Annotated in this window: 20 protein-coding genes; 14 read left to right on the forward strand and 6 right to left on the reverse strand. The window is 62.7% G+C overall.

Annotated features, from left to right (window positions below):
• The first annotated feature begins 2 nt into the window (after window positions 1-2).
• From cydB to ACVK00_RS24735, 3 genes are all read left to right on the forward strand, one after another.
• Window positions 3-1,010 carry a cytochrome d ubiquinol oxidase subunit II gene (cydB, locus tag ACVK00_RS24725; RefSeq protein ID WP_228910659.1) on the forward strand — a complete coding sequence of 336 codons (1,008 nt, stop codon included), beginning with the start codon at window positions 3-5 and terminating at the stop codon, window positions 1,008-1,010.
• 106 nt (window positions 1,011-1,116) lie between these two features.
• On the forward strand, window positions 1,117-2,037 hold the full coding sequence (locus ACVK00_RS24730) for a bestrophin family protein (RefSeq protein WP_284900896.1): 921 nt from the start codon (window positions 1,117-1,119) through the stop codon (window positions 2,035-2,037).
• A gap of 48 nt (window positions 2,038-2,085) precedes the next feature.
• The gene (locus tag ACVK00_RS24735) at window positions 2,086-2,472 is read left to right on the forward strand and encodes a VOC family protein (RefSeq protein ID WP_166723033.1); all 387 of its coding nucleotides are present in this window, start codon (window positions 2,086-2,088) and stop codon (window positions 2,470-2,472) included.
• Here the strand turns inward: ACVK00_RS24735 and ACVK00_RS24740 are convergent.
• The 5 genes from ACVK00_RS24740 to ACVK00_RS24760 form a co-directional block, all read right to left on the reverse strand.
• Window positions 2,451-2,678, reverse strand: a complete 228-nt coding sequence (locus ACVK00_RS24740; RefSeq protein WP_284900895.1) for a nuclear transport factor 2 family protein — start codon at window positions 2,676-2,678, stop codon at window positions 2,451-2,453. The genes ACVK00_RS24735 and ACVK00_RS24740 overlap by 22 nt on opposite strands.
• A gap of 131 nt (window positions 2,679-2,809) precedes the next feature.
• Entirely contained in the window at window positions 2,810-3,160 is a 351-nt protein-coding gene (locus ACVK00_RS24745) for a DUF1493 family protein (protein ID WP_138850560.1), read from the reverse strand.
• Window positions 3,160-3,588: an STM2901 family protein gene (locus tag ACVK00_RS24750; RefSeq protein ID WP_228910661.1), complete on the reverse strand. Its 429-nt coding sequence runs from the start codon at window positions 3,586-3,588 to the stop codon at window positions 3,160-3,162. Before ACVK00_RS24750 ends, ACVK00_RS24745 begins: the two co-directional genes overlap by 1 nt.
• A gap of 348 nt (window positions 3,589-3,936) precedes the next feature.
• A complete protein-coding gene (gene trpS, locus ACVK00_RS24755; protein WP_284900894.1) occupies window positions 3,937-4,950 on the reverse strand; it encodes a tryptophan--tRNA ligase in 1,014 nt (337 codons plus the stop codon).
• Between the two features lie 209 nt (window positions 4,951-5,159).
• The gene (locus ACVK00_RS24760) at window positions 5,160-5,315 is read right to left on the reverse strand and encodes a hypothetical protein (protein ID WP_006753127.1); all 156 of its coding nucleotides are present in this window, start codon (window positions 5,313-5,315) and stop codon (window positions 5,160-5,162) included.
• Window positions 5,316-5,847: 532 nt separating this feature from the next.
• On the opposite strand from ACVK00_RS24760, the gene ACVK00_RS24765 reads away from it, so the two are divergent.
• From ACVK00_RS24765 to ACVK00_RS24785, 5 genes are all read left to right on the forward strand, one after another.
• The gene (locus ACVK00_RS24765) at window positions 5,848-8,715 is read left to right on the forward strand and encodes a type VI secretion system Vgr family protein (protein ID WP_284901007.1); all 2,868 of its coding nucleotides are present in this window, start codon (window positions 5,848-5,850) and stop codon (window positions 8,713-8,715) included.
• A 35-nt stretch (window positions 8,716-8,750) separates the two neighbouring features.
• Window positions 8,751-10,826: a phospholipase D-like domain-containing protein gene (locus ACVK00_RS24770; RefSeq protein WP_228910664.1), complete on the forward strand. Its 2,076-nt coding sequence runs from the start codon at window positions 8,751-8,753 to the stop codon at window positions 10,824-10,826.
• A gap of 107 nt (window positions 10,827-10,933) precedes the next feature.
• A complete protein-coding gene (locus ACVK00_RS24775; RefSeq protein WP_228910665.1) occupies window positions 10,934-12,496 on the forward strand; it encodes a tetratricopeptide repeat protein in 1,563 nt (520 codons plus the stop codon).
• An 11-nt stretch (window positions 12,497-12,507) separates the two neighbouring features.
• Window positions 12,508-12,807, forward strand: a complete 300-nt coding sequence (locus tag ACVK00_RS24780) for a hypothetical protein (protein WP_284900893.1) — start codon at window positions 12,508-12,510, stop codon at window positions 12,805-12,807.
• A complete protein-coding gene (locus tag ACVK00_RS24785; RefSeq protein WP_284900892.1) occupies window positions 12,804-13,307 on the forward strand; it encodes a pentapeptide repeat-containing protein in 504 nt (167 codons plus the stop codon). The genes ACVK00_RS24780 and ACVK00_RS24785 overlap by 4 nt, the downstream gene beginning before the upstream one ends.
• Window positions 13,308-13,544: 237 nt before the next feature.
• Here the strand turns inward: ACVK00_RS24785 and ACVK00_RS24790 are convergent, their stop codons facing one another.
• Window positions 13,545-13,691 (reverse strand): hypothetical protein, encoded by a 147-nt coding sequence (locus ACVK00_RS24790; protein ID WP_284900891.1) that lies wholly within the window; start codon window positions 13,689-13,691, stop codon window positions 13,545-13,547.
• Window positions 13,692-14,018: 327 nt separating this feature from the next.
• On the opposite strand from ACVK00_RS24790, the gene ACVK00_RS24795 reads away from it, so the two are divergent.
• The 6 genes from ACVK00_RS24795 (at window position 14,019) to argE (ending at window position 18,633) form a co-directional block, all read left to right on the forward strand.
• Complete coding sequence (locus ACVK00_RS24795) at window positions 14,019-14,264, forward strand: AbrB/MazE/SpoVT family DNA-binding domain-containing protein (protein ID WP_006753129.1); 246 nt, start codon at window positions 14,019-14,021, stop codon at window positions 14,262-14,264.
• Window positions 14,261-14,659, forward strand: coding sequence for a PIN domain-containing protein (locus tag ACVK00_RS24800; RefSeq protein ID WP_284900890.1), 399 nt, complete (start codon window positions 14,261-14,263; stop codon window positions 14,657-14,659). Before ACVK00_RS24795 ends, ACVK00_RS24800 begins: the two co-directional genes overlap by 4 nt.
• A 227-nt stretch (window positions 14,660-14,886) precedes the next feature.
• Window positions 14,887-16,233, forward strand: a complete 1,347-nt coding sequence (locus ACVK00_RS24805; RefSeq protein WP_284900889.1) for a flavin-containing monooxygenase — start codon at window positions 14,887-14,889, stop codon at window positions 16,231-16,233.
• Window positions 16,234-16,353: 120 nt separating this feature from the next.
• A complete protein-coding gene (locus tag ACVK00_RS24810; protein WP_011660575.1) occupies window positions 16,354-16,791 on the forward strand; it encodes a RidA family protein in 438 nt (145 codons plus the stop codon).
• 8 nt (window positions 16,792-16,799) lie between these two features.
• Entirely contained in the window at window positions 16,800-17,477 is a 678-nt protein-coding gene (locus tag ACVK00_RS24815; RefSeq protein ID WP_284900888.1) for a DUF1028 domain-containing protein, read from the forward strand.
• A complete protein-coding gene (gene argE / locus ACVK00_RS24820; RefSeq protein WP_284900887.1) occupies window positions 17,470-18,633 on the forward strand; it encodes an acetylornithine deacetylase in 1,164 nt (387 codons plus the stop codon). The genes ACVK00_RS24815 and argE overlap by 8 nt, the downstream gene beginning before the upstream one ends.

Consider the following 18,633-nt stretch of genomic DNA (forward strand, 5'->3'; position numbering starts at 1 on the left):
CCATGCAAATCGATCTTCCTGTCGTGTGGGCCGCGATCATCGGCCTCGGCGTGTTCATCTACGTGATGCTGGACGGCTTCGACCTCGGCATCGGCCTGCTGTTTCCGTTCTTCGACGCGAAGGCCGAGCGGCAGGTGATGCTCGACACCGTCGCGCCGGTGTGGGACGGCAACGAGACCTTTCTCGTGCTCGGCGGCGCGGGCCTGTACGGCGCCTTCCCGGTCGTCTACTCGACGCTGCTGCCGGCGAACTACCTGCCGCTAGTGCTGATGCTGGTCGGGCTGATCTTTCGCGGCGCCGCGTTCGAACTGCGCGCGAAGGCTACCCGCACACAACACCTGTGGGATCTCGCGTTCATCGGCGGCTCCGCGCTCGCGGCGTTCTGCCAGGGGATCGTGCTCGGTTCGCTGCTGCAGGGCATCAAGATCGAGAACCACCAGTTCGCGGGCGGGCCGTTCGACTGGCTGTCGCCGTTCAGCCTGCTGTGCGGGATCGGCGTGCTCGTCACGTATGCGACGCTCGGCTGCGGCTGGCTGATCCTGAAAGTCGACGGCGAACTGCAGCGCAAGATGCGCGTGCTGATGAAGCCGCTCGCGGGCGTGCTGCTCGCCGTGATGGGCGTGGTCAGCCTGTGGACCGTGATCGGGCTGCCGGCGGTCGCGCACCGCTGGTTCGGCAGCGGCAACCTCGGCTGGTTCCTGCCGGTGCCGATCCTCGTCGCCGCGTGCGTGTGGGGCATCTTCCACACGGTGAAGCGCCAGCATGAGGCGACGCCGTTCCTGCTGACGCTCGCGCTCGTGTTCCTCGGCTACACCGGGCTCGTGATCAGCATCTGGCCGAACATCGTGCCGCCGTCGCTGACGATCTGGGAGGCATCGTCGAGCCATTCGAGCCAGTTGTTCGCGCTCGTCGGCACCGTGATCGTGCTGCCGGTCATTCTCGTGTACAACGCGATGCAGTACCGCGTGTTCCGCGGCAAGGTGCGCGAGGGCGACATCGGCTATCACTGAGCGGTGCGCCCGGTATCGTTCCGACAGCGGCCCGCCACGTGCGGGCCGTCGCACATCGGGCGCCGGCGCAGGCATTACGTATTTCCTTGGCAGTCGAGACCACACCATGATCGTCAGACCACGACAAAACTGGCTCAGGATGCTGTTCGTATGGAACGGCTCCGTGCTGCAGTCGATCATTCCGCAACTTGTGTTCATGGCGATCGTCAGCACGCTGGCGGTCTTCACGAACGGGCGCATCTTCGGCGAGAAGATTCCGCTGAACACCGCGCCGTTCACGCTGTTCGGGCTCGCGCTCGCGATCTTCCTCGCATTTCGCAACAACGCGAGCTTCGAGCGCTTCAAGGAGGCGCGGCTTCTGTGGGGCAACCTGCTGATCGCGGCGCGCACCGTCACGTCGCAATTGCACCGCTACCTGCCCGACAGCGTCGGCGACGCCGAGCGCAATCGGCTCGCCGATCTGCTGATTGCGTTCACGTATGCGCTGAAACATCAGCTGCGTCATACCGATGCGACGCAAGACCTGCAACGCATCCTCGGCCCCGAGCGTGCCGCCGCGTTCGCGCACAAGTGCTACCAGCCTGTCGCGATTCTCGATGAACTGCGGGGCGGGATCGTCCGGGCGCTGGGCCGCGCGCCTGGCAGCGACGCGACGTGCTGGATGTTCGATGCGCAACTGGTCGAGCTGGGCCGGGCGGTGGGCGGCTGCGAGCGGATCCTCACCACGCCGATTCCGTTCTCGTACAGCGTGCTGCTGCACCGCACCGTCTATGCTTATTGTGTGCTGCTGCCGTTCGGTCTCGTCGATTCGACGGAGTTCTTCACGCCGCTGATCTGCGTATTCATTTCGTACACGCTGATCGCGCTCGAAGCGATCGCGAACGAGGTGGCCGAGCCGTTCGGCCTCGCACCGAACGCGCTGGCGCTCGACGCGATGGCGCGCACGATCGAACGGTCGGTGCTGGAGCTTGGCGACCGCGCGATGCCGGAGGAATTCGTGCCGGCGTCGACGTACCAGATCACGTAAGCGCCACCGCGCGGCGCGCGGCGGCACGCACGATCAGGAGAACATCTCATGCGTATTTACGTGACGAGCATCTTTGTCGACGATCAGGACAAGGCACTCGCGTTTTACACCGACACCCTCGGCTTCCGGCTGAAGAACAACGTGCCGGTGGGCGAGTATCGCTGGCTGACGGTCGTGTCGAAGGACCAGCCCGATGGCACCGAGCTGATGCTCGAGCCGAGCCATCATCGCGCGGTCGCGCCTTACCGTCAGGCGCTTTACGAGGATGGCATTCCGGCGGCGTCGTTCCAGGTCGACGATCTCGACGCGGAGTTCGCGCGGCTCGACGCGCTCGGCGTGCGCTTCACGCTGGCGCCGATGGACGCGGGGCCCGTGCGGGTCGCGGTGCTCGACGATACGTGCGGGAACCTCGTTCAGCTCATGCAGATGAAGTGACACGCGGAAGGCGCGCGGTTCGACGCGTCTTTCAAAGCGCCGCGACCGGCGGTTGCCGACGGGGCCGCCGAATGCCGCATAGTCGAGCATCGGTTTGTCCGTGAAAGTCGCTCGAATTCGTTCCAGTCTCGCCGGTCGACGGCGTGGCAGTAGCGCGTGAGCAGATCCTGGATGTCGAGCCGGTCGATCGTTTCCAGTGGCGTCATGATGGCGTGAGAATGCGTGGGTGACGCGGAAACGATAGCGGGCGGGTAGGTGGGCGACATCGGCGGATTGGACCAACGCGCGCGCACGAATCGAGATCGCTCGTGCATGTGTCGATGACGGTGCGGGCGGATCAGCTTTTGATCGCCGCTGAGTCCCACACGCCTAGCGATACCGCCTTGCACAGCATGCCGACGGTCAATGCGTCCCGTTTGAACGTATGGGGTTTCCTGAGGATGAACTTGCGGACCACGTGATACAGGAACCCCTCGCCTTCCATCAGGAAGTAACGCCCGAAATCGTAGTCGCCGCGTTCAACCTCGAAACGGGCGAAGAATCGCTCCATGAAGATGTCGGCGTCGTCTCCGGTTTGTCCGAGATCGTCGGTGAGCGACGTGTCCGCGGTAATCTGGCGTTTGCTCGATACCGCAGCTTCCTGGCGCACGAATGCTTCCAGCGCTTCCCAAATGTGGCGGTCGTCCATTACAGAATCCTGTCCTCCGGTTTCGCGATCTGGTTGTACTGGTAAACGGTGTTCCGGACAATATGGAAGGCGTCCTTGGCAAGCAACACCCAACCGACCCCGGGTATTGTCCGTCCCACAAACACTGCAAGTCGGTGTGTCAGAATTACCCGCAATCGCTTGATGCTCTTCAATGTGACGGTCGGTAATACCTTGCGCCTGAATTCATACCGAAATATCGACCGGGACATGACCGATGCAACGGATGTACCTTGAGTCGCGCCGAGCGGCTTGGCTCGGGTGGGGAGAATCGGTAGACCAGACAGAATCAGGATAATTGCTTCCAGGTCGTCTATGCCTGCTTGTTTGCTGGTTTCGTCTACGGCAATCAGGAAGAACAGTTCGATCGGACTCAGGTTGTGCCGGTCCTGGTAGCGATAGGTATTCACTTGGCGCCCTCGGAATGCCGGCGAAGCGAATCGCACGTGCTGTACGCCTCCGTTCGCCGTCGTTATCGATGGCCGCTCAAGTTAATGAAGTCCTCTTTGCGGGTCAATTTCGCAGGAACGCTCCCTGTGGCGTGGACGCCGGGACACGAGCCGCCCGAGAGCGACAGGATCGCTGTCGCGTGCTGCATGGTGGCGGGCGAACGGCACTGTGGTGCCAGCGAAATCGGCCGTTCTCGTTGAAAGGACGGACAGCGCAAAATGTTTCCGATTGTCGCCGGTCGCGTCCCGTGCCGGCGCTCGTTTTGGAAGCGCATGTCGCACGACGGCGATGCTCTCCGCCCGCACCACTCAATCGAAATACGTGAGCCCCATCGCGCCTTTCACCTCCGCCAGCGTCGCGCCGGCCACCTCGCGCGCATGCAGCGTGCCGCGCTTCAGGATCGCCATCACCTCGGCCTTGTCCGCCTCGAATTCGCGGCGGCGCGCACGGATCGGCTCGATCAGCGCCTGCAGCCGCTCGTTCAGCACGCGCTTCACGACGCTGTCGCCGAGGCCGCCGCGGCGATAGTGCGCCTTCAGTTCGTCGACCTTCGGCACGTCGGGTTCGAATGCGTCGAGGAACGTGAACACGACGTTGCCCTCGACCTGACCGGGATCGCTGACGCGCAGGTGGTTCGGGTCCGTGTACATGTCCTTGACGGCCTGCGTGATCTCGTCGGGCGTCGAGCCGAGCGTGATCGCGTTGCCGAGCGACTTGCTCATCTTCGCCTTGCCGTCGATGCCGGGCAGCCGCGTGACCGCCGACAACACGGCCTCGCATTCGACCAGCACCGGCTTGTCGACCGTCGCGTTGAAGCGGCGCACGAGTTCGTTGGTTTGCTCGATCATCGGCAACTGGTCGTCGCCGACGGGCACGTGCGTCGCCTTGAACGCGCTGATGTCGGCTGCCTGGCTGACGGGGTAGGTCAGGAAGCCGGCCGGGATGTCGCGCTCGAAGCCGCGCAGGCGGATCTCTTCCTTGATGGTCGGGTTGCGCTCGAGGCGCGCGACCGTGACGAGGTTGAGCAGATATTGCGACAGCTCGGCGAGCTCGGGCACCTGCGACTGGACGACGATCGTCGAGATCGCCGGGTCGATGCCGACGGCCAGGTAGTCCAGCGCGACCTCGATCACGTTATCGGTGACGCGCTGGCGGCGGCCCATGTTGTCGGTCAACGCCTGCGTGTCGGCGAGCAGCAGGAACTGCGTCGCCTCGTGCTGCATCTGCACGCGCGCGCGCAGCGAGCCGATGTAGTGGCCGAGATGCAGCGGGCCGGTCGTGCGGTCGCCGGTGAGGATGGTCGGTCGAGTCGGGTGCGTCATGGTACGGGTTGGCTCAGGGTTATCGAAGCCACCAGCCATGACGTAGGCGCAGAAACGACAATGCCGCCATGGCTGGCGGCATCACGTTCGGGACATGCAAAAGGAAACGGGCCGCCTGGGTCAGGCGCGCCACCAGCGTTGCACGTTCGGCGAGGCAGGTTTGATTTCCATTGCGCGAGTATAGCGCAGGGCGCGGTCCGCCGTGCGCGTCAGCGGATCACCGACTCCATCGCGAGGTAGGCGGTTTCGGCGGATGGCCACAGCAGGTACAGCAGGCCGGCCATCAACAGCAGCGCGCCTGCGCGTACCATCGGCGTTCGGTCTTTCCCGCTCAGGGTCATGATGTGCTGCTTCAGTTTCTTCATGCTTGCAGGCGCGACGTGCGCCACTCCAACGGTTGCTGCAACGGCGCCGGGTAGGACGGCGCCGAGATGCTACGGGGTTCAACGAGGGGCCGGGCCGGAGGCTCGGCGCGGCGAGAGGCGCGGCGGGGGATCGAAAAAGGGAACGATCAGGCGTCCTGTGGGCGCATCGCGTAGGACGAGACGACGCGCATCGTACCAGTTCGGGCGCGTGCGCACAGTCAAGAATTGTCGGATCCCAGGAAAGTGCTGGCACGGCGGGGCCGATTGCAATCGTGTGTTGGGAAATGGGAAAGGTTAATAAAATCAACGCCTTGAAGTGATTTTGTACCGAAATCCCTCGTGGACGATGCGTCGATTCAGGTGTATTCGGCGCGCCATCACGTCATTGCATCGCGATTATCATAACGAGATTGTTTTTGTGTGAACTTTGCATTTAAAATCAAAAGTTAAACAATTAAGATAAGCATGCAGGTGACGTGGCGATCTGAGAGCGCCGTTGCCGAATGCCCCTCGACAAGTGAACGTGACCGAAATGCTGCGCGCCTTCGTTAGCGCGCTCGATCAGAACAATCGTGCGATCAGGTTTCACTGGGGCCGTCATCAAGACGCGCTCGCGCATGTCCTCGTGCCACAGAACATCGATTTGACGGAGGGCCTGTGCACCGGCATCGAAGGGCACTTAACCTGTCTGTCTTCACGTCCGGATCTTCCACTCGCTACTTTTTTGGGGCTACCGCTATCAGTTCAACTGATAACGGATAGAGGCGAGCCGTATCCGATCAACGGGATCATTACCGACGTACGCGCCGGCCAATCGGACGGCTCTCTCACATGTGTCCAGCTAACGTTGCGAGATGCGCTCAGCATCCTTGAGCAGCGCGTCAACAGCAGAACGTTCCGTTCGATGAGTGTCCCGGACATCCTGGAAACGCTGCTGCAGGAATGGCAGCAACGCAGTTCAGCGTTGGCGCAGGCGTTCGATTTCGAGCTCATCCTCGATCGCAAGCAATATCCGAAGCGCGAGCAGTCCCGCCAGGCGGATGAGTCGGATGCGGCCTTTATCCGCCGACTATGTCGGCGCGACGGCATTTTCTGGTACGCCCGGGCCGGCAAACATGATGGCGCGGCAACCGATACGCCGGTCCATACAATCGTGTTCTGTGACGATCCGACGAAATTGCCGCAGGCGCTCGCGGGCAGCGTTTCCTACCATCGAGGTGCGCAGTCGAGGGAGCGTGATTCGGTCACGCTGTGGTCCACTGCTCGTGTGCTGACGCCTGGAAGCGTCCGACGCGCCAGTTGGGATTACAAGACCGGCAGGATGCTTCAGTCCGAGCAGGAGACGATCGTCGATCAGGGCGAGGCCGGAAACGATCTTGCGAAGTTGCTGGCCGATTCGGTCATCGACGTCCCGCATGTGGGCGATTCCGATGCCGATCAGGAGCGCTTGGCGAAGGCACGCATTCTCGCGCACGAACATCGCGCCGAATGCGTATATGCGTCCAGCGATGTCCGCGATGTGTCGCCAGGTTGCTGGTTCACGCTGCAGGGGCATCCAGAGGTCGACACACGGCCGGAGGAACAGCGCCAATTCGTCGTTACCAGCCTTCACCATCGGGCCACCAACAATTTCTCCAAGGCGCTGGACGAGCGGGCTCAGGCATTGTTCGCGGCGAGCCGCTGGAGCTTCGATGCGTTGCCGGCTCAGGACGGGGTCGGCGTCCGCTACGAGAATACGTTCATATGCGTTCGCCGCGGCGTGCCGCTGACGCCAGCCTACGATCCGCGTGTCGATCTGCCGCCCGTGCATCCATTTACCGCCAAGGTGGTCGGCCAGGACGGTGAAGAAGTCCATTGCGATGAACTCGGCCGCATCAAGGTGCAGATTCTTGGTTTGCGAGCCGATGACCATGCACATGCGCACGGTGCCGGCGCTAGCGGAACCGAGCGTGACAGCGCGTGGGTAAGATGGGTCAGTCCATGGGCGGGCCCGAACTACGGGATGGACATGTTGCCGCGCGCCGGCATGGAAGTGCTGGTCGACCATTTGCACGGCGATCCGGACAAGATGATCGTGACGGGCGTGCTGCACAGCGGTCCCAACATGCCGACCACCTTCAGCCACACGGGCTCGCTTCCGGGCAATCGATATCTGTCCGGCATCAAGACCAAGGAAGTCAAGGCGGATCGATATAACCAGTTGCGCTTCGACGATACGCCCGGCCAGATCAGCAGTCAGCTTGCCAGCGAGCACACCTATACGCAGTTGAACCTCGGCTACCTGACGGAGCCTCGCGATGGTGGTCAGGGCGCACCTCGCGGTGACGGCCTTGAGGCAAGAACCGACGCCCAGGCCGTCGTTCGTGCCGCGAAAGGCGTGTACGTGACGGCTCAACAGCAGGGGCGTGCCGAAGGCAAGATGCTCGAGCGTACGGCGTTGCAGACGTTGATCGAGCAATTGCAGGAGCTGGTTCAAAACCTTGGCGACGCGTCCGCTGCTCATGATGCAGACAATACCGACCTCGCGCGTATCGAGAAGATCGCGTCGCAGATCAAGAGTTGGGATGCAGGTAGCAACGTCAACCAGGGCGGTGGCACGGGTGGCGCACCAATGGTTGCCATCGAGGGGCCGGCCGGCGTGACCGTGGTCAGTCAGGACGCGATGGTGCTCGGTGCGCAGACGACCATCGATGCCGTGAGCTCGGGCAATACGCAGATCAGTGCCGGACGTCGGTTGCTGATACGGGTCGGGGACTGGATGAGCGCCTTCGCGGCCAAGGGCATGAAACTGGTCACGGCGGATGGCAAGCTTCGGATCGAGGCGCACAAGGAAGACGTCATCGTCAAAGCTGCCAAGCGCATCATTCTCGAGGCCGGTGAAGAGATCGTGTTCCGCTCGCCGAAAGTCAGTACGCAGGCGAGCGACGAAGCGTCGATCAATGGCGGATCCAGCTACAGCCAGTGGAACGGAAGCGGCGTGGTACATGGAACGAGCGGCGTTTGGCGCGAGCACGCGGCGTCGCATAGCCTCGTCGGGCCGGACAACAAGCCGGTGAAGGCGCCCGATCCCGTTTCGTTCAAGGAACTGGAGCAAAAGGAAAGTCTTGCCGTGGTCCTTCGTTCGCATCCCGATGGCGGTCGGCCGCTTGCCTATGAGCCGTATACCCTTTACAAAGGAACAGCCAAGATTGCGGACGGTGTAACGGACGAGCACGGTCAGTTGATCATTGCCAATCACCAGAAGGGCACGTCTTCGTATAGGGTCAAGCTTCACAACGGCCACGAAATCGATGTGCCGGTGATGGAGGGGGCGTTGACCGACGATGATCAATTGGCTGCCGAGGGATGGCGGGCCGTTGATGATGATCCTGAATCGCGCCAGCGCCACGCACAGGGCTGACGCGTGATTCTTCGCGGTTTTCGACGAGAAATTTGATGTCCGATACCAATACCCAAAACAAATCGAAGGCGCCGGTCGACGTTTCTACACGTCAATCGGTCGCCAGTGCGCAGTGGTTTCTGGAGAAGAATGAGACCTACTATGCACCGCCGTATGAGAAGAACAATCTCGACGTGTTCATTTGCGGCGAGGATGCGTTCAAACAGATCGCAGCCGATTTGAAGGCGGCCAAGCACAGCGTGGAAATCATCTGTTGGGGTTTCGATCCGGGCATGGAACTGATCCGGAATGGATCGGTGTGGCCGCGAGGAGATACCTGGGGCGGGTTGCTGCGCGATGTGGCCGCGGGAAAATTCAACAATGGCAAACCGGTTCAGGTTCGCTTGCTGTCGTGGTACGGGTTTATCGGAAGTCTTGGTTCGAACAACATGCCGGGACACAGCAGTGGTCGTTTGAACTACGAAGAAAAGATGGCCATGATGGTCGGTGCGGGCGGCGGCATCTATTTACAGACCGGCAAGCCACCTCAACCGCAGACACCGCAGGAGCGGCGCGAGGATTTCAATGCGCGCTGGTACGACGACGCGTTTGCGGGTCGGCTGGCCAATCTGTCGATTCGGACGCGGGATGGCAGCAGCAAGGCGGTTCATGACAGTCTCGCAGGCGAGCCTGGGAAGCGCGACTTCACCGAAGTGCTGGGGCTGGAGAAAGTGGCCACCGACCATCAGAAGACCATCCTGATCGACTACGAATACGAAGGTGGTGCGCACGCAGTCGGTTATGTGATGGGGCTGAACAGCGTGACGGACTACTGGGATACGCAGCAGCACCTCTTCAACGATCCACGCCGAGGAGAGTCATGGGAGGGTGCCAATGACGTGCAGCCTGGCCTGAAGCCATATCAGGATTACGCGAGCCGTATTCGAGGCGAAGCGCTGGTGGCGGTCAGCAAGAACTTCATCGATGCGTGGAACCGTGCCAAGGGCAAAGGTGCGAACGTATCGCGAACGCACGATTTCAAAAAAGTGCCGCCGGGATTGACGCAAAATCTCGGCACACCGTGCCAGCGGGCGCAGGTCGTGCGCACTCAGCCCGAAGAAAAGGACAAATCCATCAAGGCCTTGTATGAGCAGGCCACGTCCTTTGCACGCAGCTATATCTACGTCGAGAACCAGTATTTCCAATATACCGAGTGGCCGAAGAAGCTGAAGGAATTGCGAACGCAGTTTCTGTCGTGCAGTCAGGCAGCTGGCAAGAGTCCGAACGACATACCTAACTTGCACGTGATGGTTGTCATTCCCACGCCTGAGCGAACACAAATGGTGCCGCGTACGCACGACACGGTGAAGGTTCTGGGTCATGGCACGTCGATGCCCAATCAAGACAAGGCAGTAGAAGACGAACTCGCGCGCAACCGCCAGCAACAGGTGACCTGGGATGCCTATGTCAAGCGGCAGAAGGCGAGCGGTGCGAGCCTCGACTACGATCTTTATCCGGCACCGCTCTCACCGGCGGCGCAAAGTGCCAAGGATCTCGGCGACAAGGCGTCACTTGCGCAATCGCTGGACCAAATGGGTATCCGCGCGCTGGTAGGGAGCCTTTGGACCTTTGATCGCGACTGGCGCAATTCCAAGTTGAGCACCGAGACGGTGAAGCAGCAGGCTCGTTGGGACGAATATGTCAAAAAGCAGCAAGCAAAGGGCGAGTTGCCAGACCCGGATCTGGCGCCGATGCTGCCGTTGCCGACGCAAGCGATTGCAGCGCGGTACCGCGAGATTTACATCCACAGCAAACTGCTGCTGATCGACGATAGTTTCTTCACGCTGGGCAGTGCCAACCTGAATTTGCGAAGTATGGCGGTGGACGCGGAGATCAACGTAGGCAGCGATGATCGTGCCAAGAGCACCGATTTGCGGAAGCGAGTCTGGAAGCTGCATACCGGAGGCAAGCATGACGGTAGCGACGGCAGTCCTATCGCCATCAAGGAAACGTTCCTGAAGTGGCAAAAGCTCATGGATACCAACGCAATTCAGAGGAAGCGTGGTCTCGAACCGGTGGGCTTTCTAATGCCATTTCACGACGAACGCACATCAAGCGTTCGGCTGGCCTAGTGCGCTTTCAGATCATGCGAGTTCCGATGACTTCGACAATATCCAAACGTATGCGCCTGGCAGGTGTGTTTTCTCTCTTTCTGTTCTTTGCTTGTACCGCTTGCTCAATGAACGATTCCCTTCCGCGAAACATGTCGCTCGACGCTTTCAATCCGCATCGCGAGATGTTTGTTTGCGTGCATGAAGCATCCGTGGTTCCGGCAGTTGATCCAGAGGCGGACCGCTGGAATCAGCAGGCGCTGACGATGACAAGCGCATCGTTATGGCCGAACCAGCGTGACTACGCCGGTGCTGTTGCGCTGTGGAGCAAGGCCGCCGAACGCAAGCACTGGAAGGCAATGCTGAACCTCGCGAATGCCTATGCCCAGGGGTCGGGCGTGGATCGCAATACCGAGCGCGCCGTGCAAATCACCGAGCAAGCCATGAAGTTGGGCATCCCGGCTGCGTACGATTTGATGGGGACGTACTACATGAACGGGACTGGGGTAAAGCAGGATGCCAGTCGTGCGTACGCATTCTGGCAACTCGCGGCTGACAAGGGAAGCCCGAGCGCCATGGCTTATTTGGGCAGCAAGCTCGATGCGGTCTATGATGATCCGAAAGCCGGTTTTTGGGGCAACCGCAAGATTGCACTCAAAATGCTCGAGTGTGGATTTGCCCAAGGTAATGGCGATGCCGCATATGCACTCGGAACGACACTTGTTGGTTCCGACAAGTCGCTTGGCGAAGACAACGAGCGAGCCCTCAAAATCTTGCATGAAGGTGTGAAGTACGGCAGCGCCAAAAGTGCGGGTTATTTGTTCGGCGCGTTCGATGACGGCGATCCAGTAGCAGGCAATGCAAAGGATCGGGCGCGTGCCGAGCGTTACAGCGTTCTCGCCGACCGCCTCGAGCGCGATCCGGACCTTCGTCTGCCCAACCTGGACAAGGTGTTGCCGTTGCCACCGTCCAGATTGCCCAAGTGGGACGGCAACAAGGAAACGCTGATCAATGCGGCGAAGGCCGTGATGTCGGTGCCCGCGTCGCCTTCGAAACCCGCCATGCATCCGGTCTCGCTGCGTACCGGTCGTGCGCATGTGCCCGATGGCTACATGTTGCCGGAGAAGCCGCCCATCACCGTGCCTCCGCAGGCGGAAACCACCGCTGCTCCGGTCGGTGGCTACTGGCTTGCGCAGCTCAAGTATCCGACTGCCGAACGTCATTTCGCCTGGAATCTGGCGCAGGCGCCGATGCACTACAGCAAGGACGAACTATTCGATCGGAGCCGCCCCGGTCTTGTTCTGGAGGACGGCCGTATCTTCTTTCATTACATCGGCGACGCGATTCCGATGGCAGTACAACAAGCGGGATCGGAACCCCGCGTGACGCAGGGCATCGCGCGCGCCGCGGAATATCCCGATCCCGTGGTCCAGTGTCGGGGCACGCGCGCGTGCCCGGTGACGGGCATCTGGCAGGCCAGTGTGACAGAGAACCATCCTCGGGCCGCGACGTTCAATCAGTGGTACCGCCAGGCCTATGTCGCACAGGGTGATGCGTTCCCTGATCCGCGGGACATGCATCTGGATATATCGCCGACGGATGTCACCTGGACGTGGTGGAACGAAGCCAATCGCCTCGGATTCGCGAAACTGCCGGAAGTCAGTGTCGGCAACGCGTCCGGCAACGCCTGACGGAGAGAAGGATGCGCAAGTCGACAATGGCCATGATCGTAGTGGCGGGGGGCTTGATACTGGTTGCCTGGGCTGTCATCGCGTCCCTGGGGGCGGTGTCTCAGGTCAGCGGAGGCAGCTATGGTTCGCATGATGTCAGCGATTTTGCGATCGAGAATTTTCTGTTCCTCGGTTCGCTGATTGCATTGGGCGGCCTGGTCGCCTGGTACGCCAGCCGCGACTCCGCGGCGTCCGACGACGATGACGAGCAGGCGGAGGACAAGGGCGAAGGCGAATCGTCTGCTTCCGCGCGTCGAGATGCAGACTCATGAGCAGTTCTGAAATCATCTACAAGCACGACCTGTGGCGCAAGGGTGCGGGCGGTATGCCGGCAGGACTGTCTGGTCAGACGGACAGTTCGGCCTATGCCGGCCTGGATCTCGGTCTTGCGCAATTCGCCGGCAGTCACTTCAGCGGCAGCAGTTTCACCGGCACTTCATTCCAGCAGGCCGGCTGGACCGGTTGTCGGTTCTCTGCCTGCACGTTTGCCAGTTGCGATTTTTCGGGGATTGCAATTTCCGGATGCACGTTTGTCGATTGCAGCTTCGACGAAGCTGCCTTTCAGGGCAGCACTTTCAATGGCGTGAAATTCCTCGGATGCAAGTGGAACGGCGTCCGGTTCGACGACAACACCTGGCATTCGGTGCAAGTGCTGGACTGTACGGGAAGCACGGTCGAAGCCCATGGACTCAAGGGGCTGGATGTGGATTTCACGGGCAGCTATTTCGAGCATCTGGCATTCGAGGACACGGAAATCAACGGCGGGCATTGAGTCGAGAGCCTGTCCGGTACCGGTGCGTCGCGGCACCCGTCAACGTGTGCGCGCCATCCAAAGCGTCGTGTGCTCATCCAGTGTTTGACGCGGCCCCTGAGCAGGCGGGGATTGGGCGGGACGCACGTCCGGCATGAACATGTCGTGCAACGCGACACACCCAGTGTCCACGGAATCGGACGATGCGGCCATTCCCGTGTCGCTTATCGGTCAACGCCTGCGTGTCGGCCGTGCGCGTCAGCGGATCACCGACTCCATCGCGAGGTAGGCGGTTTCGGCGGATGGCCACAGCAGGCCGGCCATCAACAGCAGCGCGCCTGCGCGTACCATCGGCGTACGGTCTTTCCCGCTCAGGGTCACGATGTGCTGCTTCAGTTTCTTCATGCTTGCAGGCGCGACATGCGCCACTCCAACGGTTGCTGCAACGGCGCCGGGTAGGACGGCGCCGAGATGCTACGGGGTTCAACGAGGGGCCGGGCCGGAGGCTCGGCGCGGCGAGAGGCGCGGCGGGGGATCGAAAAAGGGAACGATCAGGCGTCTCTGTGCGCATCGCATAGGCGACGCGCATCGCCGACGGCCTGCGGCGTGCGTCGCCAGCTTGTATCGAGCCGCAGGTTCAGGGCTGGCCAATGCCAGCGGTCGTTGCCGTGCGGTCCAACCTTGCTTTTCGGTTTGCCTTACCTTAAAGTAAGGAATATCGGAGGTATCACCATGACAGCAGCAACTATCACTTCCAAGGGCCAGGTCACGATCCCTGTGGACGTGCGCAATCAGCTTGGCCTTGCGTCGGGAGACCGGATTGAATTCAGTTTCAACGAGACGACCGGCCGGTATGAGATCTACCCGGCCACGCGTTCGCTCGCGTCGCTCAAGGGCATCGTGAAGAAGCCCGCCAAACCGGTGTCGATCGAAGACATGAATCGGGCCATCGCCGAGCAGGGAGCATCCGCACGATGATCGGACTGGATACGAACGTGCTGGTCCGCTACTTTGCCCAGGACGACGTCGTTCAGTCGAAGAAGGCGACGGTATTGATGGAGTCCCTGTCGGCCGAATCGCCGGGGTACGTTTCGCAGGTCGCACTGGTCGAGGTCGTGTGGGTACTCGGGCGCTGCTACGGCGTTGAGCGAGAGCAGATGAAGGACATCATCGACTCGATGATCGGCACCAAGGAATTGATGGTTGAAGGTGCTGATACGGTGCGAAAGGCACTTCGCGTTTTCGCTGCATCCGCAAAGGCGGATTTCGCGGACTGCCTGATCGAGCGTTCAGGGCATGTAGCCGGCAGCGAGTACACGGCTACTTTCGATGTGACAGCGTCGAAGGTCGCAGGGATGCAGTTGATCAAGTAATCATTCAGCTGCACAAGATCATAAAGGCGCGCGGCCGCTTCGGACACACGCGCCCCGGAGGCTGTTCGCTCGCAATTTCAACCCCGCCTCACCACCCCCAGCTTTTTTCTCGTCAACAACGACAAAAATGATCGTTTCGCCCTAGGCAGCCTGTCAGCAGAATGTCTCCATTCCCCCTCGCGCGACGACACGAGCATCGCCGCGAGCCGCACTTCAAGGAGACAGCCGTGGCAGTGGAAACAACCTCAATCGATACGCTGGTCGTCGGTGCCGGCCAGGCCGGCGTGGCCATGAGCGAGCACCTGGGCAAGCTCGGCGTGCCGCATCTCGTGCTGGAGCGCGATCGCATCGCCGAGCGCTGGCGCACCGGGCGCTGGGATTCGCTGGTCGCGAACGGCCCCGCGTGGCACGACCGCTTTCCGGGGCTCGAATTCGACGGCCTCGATCCCGATGCGTTCGCAACGAAAGACCAGGTCGCCGACTACTTCGAAGCCTACGCACGCAAGTTCGGCGCGCCGATCCGCACCGGTGTCGAAGTGAAACACGTCGTGCGCAACGCAGGCAAGCCGGGCTTCATCGTCGAAACCTCGGACGGCACGATCGAGGCAAACCGCGTGGTCGTCGCGACGGGGCCGTTCCAGCGTCCGGTCATCCCGCCGATCGCGCCGGACGACGCCGGCTTCGTGCAGCTCCATTCCGCCGACTATCGCAACCCGGCGCAATTGCCGGACGGCGCGGTGCTGGTGGTCGGCGCGGGTTCGTCGGGCGTGCAGATCGCCGACGAACTGCAGCGCGCGGGCCGGCAGGTTTACCTGTCGGTCGGCCCGCACGATCGCCCGCCGCGCGCCTATCGCGGCCGCGACTTCTGCTGGTGGCTCGGCGTGCTCGGCGAATGGGACAAGGAAATCGCGACGCCCGGCCGCGAACACGTGACGATCGCGGTGAGCGGCGCGCGCGGCGGCCATACGGTCGATTTCCGCGCACTCGCGCACCAGGGCGTGACGCTCGTGGGGCTGACGAAGTCGTTCGACGGCGGCGTCGCGACGTTCGAAAGCGATCTCGCGAGCAATCTCGCTCGCGGCGACGAGAACTACCTGTCGCTGCTCGACGCGGCCGACGCCTATGCGGCGCGCAACGGCCTCGACCTGCCCGCGGAACCGGAAGCGCGCCGCATCCTGCCGAATCCGGACTGCGTCACGCAGCCGATCCTCGCACTCGACCTGGCCGGCGCGGGCGTCACGTCGATCGTCTGGGCGACGGGCTACGCGCTCGACTACAGCTGGCTGAACGTCGACGCGTTCGCCGCGAACGGCAAGCCGCAGCATCAGCGCGGCGTGTCGAAGGAGCCGGGCATCTATTTCCTCGGACTGCCGTGGTTGTCGCGACGCGGCTCCAGCTTCATCTGGGGCGTGTGGCACGACGCGAAACACATCGCCGACCACATCGTCACGCAGCGCAAGTACCTCGACTATCACGACGCGTCGCAACGCCGCGCGCAAACGCGCACCGGGCACGACGACACGGCACGCACCGCGCAGGCCGACGCGCGAGCGCTGATCGACGCGATCGGCTGATACGGATTCGGCATTCGGCATTCGCGTCGCGACCCGTACCCACGAGCACCCATCAGCACCCGCTGCGCCGCGACCGCGTCCGGCGCGGCGGGTGCACACACCGACCTTCGAAGGACCTCGATGAGCCAGCCTACCCATACCCGTATCCGCATGTTCAACACGAAGGATACCTACCCGAACCAGACGCTCGACAACGACCTGTGCCAGGCCGTGCGCGCCGGCAACACCGTCTACGTGCGCGGCCAGGTCGGCACCGATTTCGACGGCAACCTGGTCGGCCTCGGCGATCCGCGCGCCCAGGCCGAGCAGGCGATGAAGAACGTGAAGCAACTGCTCGAGGAAGCCGGCAGCGATATCACGCACATCGTGAAGACGACGACCTACCTGATCGACCCGCGCTATCGCGAGCCGGTGTACCAGGAAGTCGGCAAGTGGCTGAAGGGCGTCTATCCGATCTCGACGGGGCTCGTCGTCTCGGCGCTCGGCCAGCCGCAGTGGCTGATGGAGATCGACGTGATCGCGGTGATCCCGGACAACTGGCAGCCGAACCGCGCCTAGGAGGCGACATGACTTTCTCCATCGTCGGGCGCTGCCCGGAAACGGGCCAGCTCGGGATCGCGATCAGCTCGTCGAGCATCGCGGTGGGCGCGCGCTGCCCGTGGGTGCGGGCGGGCGTCGGCGCGGTCGCGACGCAGAACATCACGCTGCCGGCGCTCGGCCCGCAGATCCTCGACCTGATCGAGCACCAGCAGCTCGCGCCGGCCGCCGCGCTCGACCGCGCGCTCAGCGCGAACGGCTGGAGCCAGTACCGGCAGGTCACGGTGATCGATGGGCAGGGACAGACGGCGTGCTTCACCGGCAAGGAGGCGCTCGGCACGCACCATGCGGTGCAGGGCGAGCAATGCGTGGCAGCCGGCAATCTGTTGGCCGCGCCGGCCGTGATCGATGCGATGGCGCGCGCGTTCGAGCAGGCGCCCGGGCTGCTGGCCGATCGCCTGCTGGCCGCGATGCACGCGGCGATGGCGGCGGGCGGTGAGGCGGGGCCGGTGCATTCGGCCGCGCTGAAGGTGGCCGGCGACGTGACCTGGCCGATCGTCGACCTGCGCGTCGACTGGGCCGATGCCGATCCGATCGGGCAACTGGACGCGCTGTGGCAGGCGTATCGCCCGCAGATGCAGGATTACCAGACGCGCGCGCTGAACCCGACCGTCGCGCCGAGCTACGGAGTGCCGGGCGATGAGTGACACGTCGAGCCGCGCCTTGCTCGAGCGGCTGATCGGCTTCGCGACGGTCAGCCGCGATTCGAACCTCGCGATGATCGACTTCATCCGCGACTATCTCGACGGCTTCGGTGTCTCGAGCGAGCTGTTCTACAACGCGGAGCGCACGAAGGCGAGCCTGTACGCGACGATCGGGCCGCGCGATCGCGGCGGCATCGCGCTGTCGGGCCATACCGACGTGGTGCCGGTCGACGGGCAGGCGTGGACGGTCGAGCCGTTCCGGCTGACCGAGCGCGACGGCCGGCTGTACGGGCGCGGCACGGCCGACATGAAAGGCTTCATCGCGTCGGTGCTCGCGGCCGTGCCGGCATTCGTCTCGCGGCCGTTGAACCTGCCCGTGCACCTCGCGTTCTCGTACGACGAGGAAGTCGGCTGTCTCGGCGTGCGGCCGATGCTTGACGCACTGGCGACGCGCGAGCACCGGCCGCGCCTGTGCCTGATCGGCGAGCCGACCGAACTGAAGCCGGTGCTCGGTCACAAGGGCAAGCTCGCGATGCGCTGCCACGTGAAGGGCGCCGCGTGCCACTCGGCGTACGCGCCGCTCGGCATCAACGCGATCGACTACGCGGCGAAGCTGATCGGCCGCCTCGGCGAGATCGGCGCGTCGCTCGCGCGGCCGGAGCATCACGACAGCCGCTTCGATCCGCCGTTCTCGACCGTGCAGACCGGATTGATCAAGGGCGGCCGCGCGCTGAACATCGTGCCGGCCGAATGCGAGTTCGATTTCGAGGTGCGGGCGCTGCCCGCGTTCGATGCGCACGACGTGCCAAGGAAGCTGCAGGATTATGCGGAATCCGAACTGTTGCCGACGATGCGCGCGGTGCAGCCCGATACCGACATCCGTCTGCAGCCGCTCGGCGCGTATCCGGGGCTCGCCACTTCGCCGGACAGCGAAGCCGCGCGCCTGCTCGCGATGCTGAGCGGTTCCGACGCGTTCGGCACCGTCGCATTCGGCACCGAGGGCGGGCTGTTCGGGCAGGCCGGCATTCCAACGGTGGTGTGCGGGCCGGGCAGCATGGACCAGGGGCACAAGCCCGACGAGTTCGTCACGCTCGAACAGCTGCACGGCTGCGACGCGATGCTCGGCCGTCTCGCGACGTATCTCGCTTCGGCCGGTTAA

It is taken from the genome of Burkholderia sp. PvR073 (assembly GCF_054055695.1).

Bases quoted from the DNA above. Each gene is read 5' to 3' on its own strand.
- ACVK00_RS24735 (WP_166723033.1), top strand. From the start codon at position 2,086: ATGCGTATTTACGTGACGAGCATCTTTGTCGACGATCAGGACAAGGCA.
- ACVK00_RS24730 (WP_284900896.1), top strand. From the start codon at position 1,117: ATGATCGTCAGACCACGACAAAACTGGCTCAGGATGCTGTTCGTATGG.
- ACVK00_RS24795 (WP_006753129.1), top strand. From the start codon at position 14,019: ATGACAGCAGCAACTATCACTTCCAAGGGCCAGGTCACGATCCCTGTG.
- ACVK00_RS24800 (WP_284900890.1), top strand. From the start codon at position 14,261: ATGATCGGACTGGATACGAACGTGCTGGTCCGCTACTTTGCCCAGGAC.
- ACVK00_RS24815 (WP_284900888.1), top strand. From the start codon at position 16,800: ATGACTTTCTCCATCGTCGGGCGCTGCCCGGAAACGGGCCAGCTCGGG.
- ACVK00_RS24785 (WP_284900892.1), top strand. From the start codon at position 12,804: ATGAGCAGTTCTGAAATCATCTACAAGCACGACCTGTGGCGCAAGGGT.
- ACVK00_RS24745 (WP_138850560.1), bottom strand. From the start codon at position 3,160: ATGGACGACCGCCACATTTGGGAAGCGCTGGAAGCATTCGTGCGCCAG.
- ACVK00_RS24765 (WP_284901007.1), top strand. From the start codon at position 5,848: ATGCTGCGCGCCTTCGTTAGCGCGCTCGATCAGAACAATCGTGCGATC.
- ACVK00_RS24790 (WP_284900891.1), bottom strand. From the start codon at position 13,691: ATGAAGAAACTGAAGCAGCACATCGTGACCCTGAGCGGGAAAGACCGT.
- ACVK00_RS24760 (WP_006753127.1), bottom strand. From the start codon at position 5,315: ATGAAGAAACTGAAGCAGCACATCATGACCCTGAGCGGGAAAGACCGA.
- cydB (WP_228910659.1), top strand. From the start codon at position 3: ATGCAAATCGATCTTCCTGTCGTGTGGGCCGCGATCATCGGCCTCGGC.
- ACVK00_RS24770 (WP_228910664.1), top strand. From the start codon at position 8,751: ATGTCCGATACCAATACCCAAAACAAATCGAAGGCGCCGGTCGACGTT.
- argE (WP_284900887.1), top strand. From the start codon at position 17,470: ATGAGTGACACGTCGAGCCGCGCCTTGCTCGAGCGGCTGATCGGCTTC.
- ACVK00_RS24810 (WP_011660575.1), top strand. From the start codon at position 16,354: ATGAGCCAGCCTACCCATACCCGTATCCGCATGTTCAACACGAAGGAT.
- ACVK00_RS24740 (WP_284900895.1), bottom strand. From the start codon at position 2,678: ATGACGCCACTGGAAACGATCGACCGGCTCGACATCCAGGATCTGCTC.
- ACVK00_RS24775 (WP_228910665.1), top strand. From the start codon at position 10,934: ATGAACGATTCCCTTCCGCGAAACATGTCGCTCGACGCTTTCAATCCG.
- trpS (WP_284900894.1), bottom strand. From the start codon at position 4,950: ATGACGCACCCGACTCGACCGACCATCCTCACCGGCGACCGCACGACC.
- ACVK00_RS24780 (WP_284900893.1), top strand. From the start codon at position 12,508: ATGCGCAAGTCGACAATGGCCATGATCGTAGTGGCGGGGGGCTTGATA.